The organism is Aromatoleum toluolicum, assembly GCF_012911005.2.
Classification (GTDB): Bacteria; Pseudomonadota; Gammaproteobacteria; order Burkholderiales; family Rhodocyclaceae; genus Aromatoleum; species Aromatoleum toluolicum.
Genome location: NZ_WTVS01000157.1, coordinates 1 through 3,352, shown reverse-complemented (window position 1 = coordinate 3,352; position 3,352 = coordinate 1). Strand labels below are relative to the sequence as shown.

At 52.2% G+C, this 3,352-nt stretch carries 3 protein-coding genes; 1 reads left to right on the top strand and 2 read right to left on the bottom strand.

What is annotated here, in order from left to right:
- The first annotated feature begins 55 nt into the window (after positions 1–55).
- Positions 56–670 carry a plasmid pRiA4b ORF-3 family protein gene (locus GPA27_RS28045; protein ID WP_211165299.1) on the top strand — a complete coding sequence of 205 codons (615 nt, stop codon included), beginning with the start codon at positions 56–58 and terminating at the stop codon, positions 668–670.
- A gap of 293 nt (positions 671–963) precedes the next feature.
- Here GPA27_RS28045 and GPA27_RS28040 read toward each other — a convergent pair whose 3' ends face one another.
- Both GPA27_RS28040 and GPA27_RS28035 read right to left on the bottom strand, forming a co-directional pair.
- Complete coding sequence (locus tag GPA27_RS28040) at positions 964–1,788, bottom strand: alpha/beta fold hydrolase (protein ID WP_083447098.1); 825 nt, start codon at positions 1,786–1,788, stop codon at positions 964–966.
- A gap of 99 nt (positions 1,789–1,887) precedes the next feature.
- A complete protein-coding gene (locus GPA27_RS28035; protein ID WP_169143691.1) occupies positions 1,888–3,201 on the bottom strand; it encodes an OmpP1/FadL family transporter in 1,314 nt (437 codons plus the stop codon).
- Positions 3,202–3,352 lie beyond the last annotated feature (151 nt).

The following is a 3,352-nucleotide window of genomic DNA, read 5'->3' as shown; positions in this document are numbered from 1 at the left end:
CGGCTGCGCCGGCGCCATTTGCGCTTGAGCACCCCTGCCATGAACGATCCCTCCATTGTTGACCCTGGAGGCAATTGTCCACGTCGATCACGTGCCCTGGAATAACGCCGGTCAGTTACCGCTTACGCATCGGCTGCAACTGCGCATTGAGCTCGCCTGGGTCAAACCCGCCATCTGGCGCCGGGTGGTCGTGCCGGAAACCATCACGTTGCCGAAGCTGCACCAGGTCATCCAGGCGGTGATGGGCTGGCTCGACTGCCACCTGCACGAGTTCGAGATCGCCGGCGAGCGCTACGGCGTCCCCGATCCCGACTATGACTTCGAACCCGTGCGTACCGAGCAGCGCGTGCGGCTGGCGACCGCGCTCGGCGGCGCCAAGTCGTTCCGCTACGTCTATGACTTCGGCGACGACTGGGAGCATCGCATCAAGGTCGAACGCCGTCTGCCGCCCGACCCGCTCTTCGATACGGCACTCTGCATTGCCGGCGCCAACGCGAGTCCGCCCGAGGACGTCGGCGGCGAACCCGGGTATGCCGACTTCGTCGCGGCGATGGCCGATCCAAATCATCCCGAACACCACGACATGCGGGCATGGCACGGGGAGCCGTTCGACCCGACCGCTTTCGACGTCACAGCGGTCGATCTTCGCCTGCACAGAATCAAGATCTGATCGTCAAGACGGTCTGGGGCGGACGCTTACAGTCAGACGGGACGCGGGGCTGAAGAGCGCAAAGGAAGGCGACTTTCCTTCGCAACTAAAACAGCCCTTTCATTGGACGCGACCACGACCATGCAGGCGATACACGATGAGGCTATGTGAGTCTTGTATAAGAAGGACTTGGTTCCACAACCAGCGGTAACGCCTTCATGAGACCATCAACTCGATTTCTCCTTCCAATCAATTCGGACGCATTACCCAATTATCTGGAAGAAGAAATTTCGCCGGATGCGCAGAACGCTCAATCAATGCGGCTTGCTAAGAAAGTCTACAACCAATCTACAAAAGTCATTGGCGGCTTCAATTTGCACCCAGTGCCCACAGCGAGCAAAAGAATGCAACTGGACGTTCTCCAATAGTTGAAAAAGACGAAGACTGCTTGACAGTGGTACCACCTGGTCATCACGGCCGTGAATCAAGAGCACCTCATTCGCGAGGTTGCGAATTTGCTCATCCGAGCTCGCCAGTGCGTCAACCCAGCGCTGCCGAGGAGCGGGGAACATACTGCCGAATGACTCTTGAAAGCCTGGCCGAATGCTTGCCTCATAACGCAGTTTTGCAAGTTCATCATTCACAAGCGAACGATCAAAGGCAAATATATCCAGCAGGTTGCGCATTTTTTCAATTGACGGCGTATAACCCCAAACTGCATCCAGCCCAGGGGTAAGTTCGAAATGTGTTCCAGCTGCGCCCATCAAGACCAAACGGCCAATGCGGTCGGGGTGCTTAACGGCGGTTGCGATTGCAAGGGCACCACCGAAAGAATTCCCAATAAAATCTGCACGCTCGATTTTCAATGCGTCAAGCATACCTATGATGTGCTCAACCCAATTATCCTTTGAGTAGATGTAATTCTTCGGGCGCTCTGTAAAACCGAACCCTGCCATATCCGGTGCTATGACGCGAAATAATTGCCCCAGTGTTGGCAACACCAAGCGCCAATTTGCATAAGCGCTGACACCTGGACCCGATCCGTGAATAAGAAATACAGGCTCTCCAGTTCCGAGCTCGTGATAATTGGTCTTAATTCCAGCAGCGACGATTTCCTTTCCAATTTCTACGTTGGTCATTTCAATTTCCTAGTTAATTCACCATAAAATATTAAAGCAGGTAGAATCTTGTAATTTTAAGATTTGCACAACCATGACAATTCCAACTTAATATCAAACCTAAAAACGATAAGTGAAGGCAATAGTGGCACTATCTTGGGCGTGATTTATTTCGATAGGAGCAGACGTGTTTGGCAATGAAGAGTTTTGCATCGTCTTTTTAAATGAATGAGTCCAAGCAAAATCAAAACTACTCATAGGTGTAAGTTGGTAACCAAAGCCAAGAGTCCCGAATCTATTTGGAATAGCAGGGATTACAGCCAATACCGTGTCCGATCTCAAAGTCTGTGTAGTAACACGAGCACCTCCGCGCAATGTCCATTTTCCGGAAGTGTAGGCGACACCCAACGACAATGCAGTCTGGTCCTTATAGTTTTGAGGCAGATCAATATCGATATTTTGACCAGCGTTTGAAACAAAGGAGACATGAATATCTTTTACTGCATGTTTCCAGAATACCCTGGAGATATCCGCCACGACCATCCACTGATCGTCAAAACGATGGCTTATTCCGAAATTCAATTGTGCAGGCGATTGGAAGTCCTTAATACGAATCTTTCCATCTAGCTTGACTTGGCCTGCCAAGCCATTAATTGCGGTAAGGGTAGCACTCCCAGTCATGTCATCAAGATGTGATTCAAGAACGTACGAAGCACCCAGGATCGTATCCTTGCTGACCTTGTACGTCAGGCCGATTTTCCCTCCCCAGCCCCAGGCGTCGGCGCCACTCGCAATTGGTTCATTCTTGGTGAAGCTCAAATGCGCACCACGCATATCCGGCAACCCTCCAAGTACAGGGATCAAACTTCCCCGCGCACGCCCGGCGCCAATTAAGGAACCCACTTGATCGGCCCCGAGGAGCATATCTAAATTCAGTCCCTGCCACACTGCATCCACGCTTGCGCCAACGGCAAGACTATCAGTCATCTGAAAGCTTGCGGCCATGGGTATATTTAGTGTCAATAAGCGACTTGAATTTTCCAAACCCGTATTCAATCCACCTGTTGCACGTGAAAGAAAGCTATCCTTTCCGTACTCTGTGCCTACTCCGCCACGTGCAAAGGCTCCAATACCGAATGCAAATCGTTCGGCACGATAAGTATATACCATTTGCGGAGCCGCATAGGGTCCTCGGTTGTTGGAATGCTCATTGGATTTTGCGGATTCGCCCGTCGCGGTGTTCTTGACTGATAGATCTGCAAAAATGACGTCCATTCCAAGATGCATTTCCTCGCCAGGCTTGCCAAGGGATAAGGTAGCGGGATTTGTCATCATGCCGGCCGCACCGACGTCAAAGGCTGTAGCGGCCCCACCCAATGCCCCTGAAACTGGACCATGACCGACAAGCCGATAAACATCGCTTGTTGTCGCCAAGGCAGTATAGGATACCCCTGCTAGGTAAGCGGTAACTGACCGGCGTTATTCCAGGGCACGTGATCGACGTGGACAATTGCCTCCAGGGTCAACAATGGAGGGATCGTTCATGGCAGGGGTGCTCAAGCGCAAATGGCGCCGGCGCAGCCGA

What these genes read in the sequence shown, in the direction of transcription:
- GPA27_RS28040 (WP_083447098.1), bottom strand. Translation starts at nt 1,788, where the DNA reads ATGACCAACGTAGAAATTGGAAAGGAAATCGTCGCTGCTGGAATTAAG.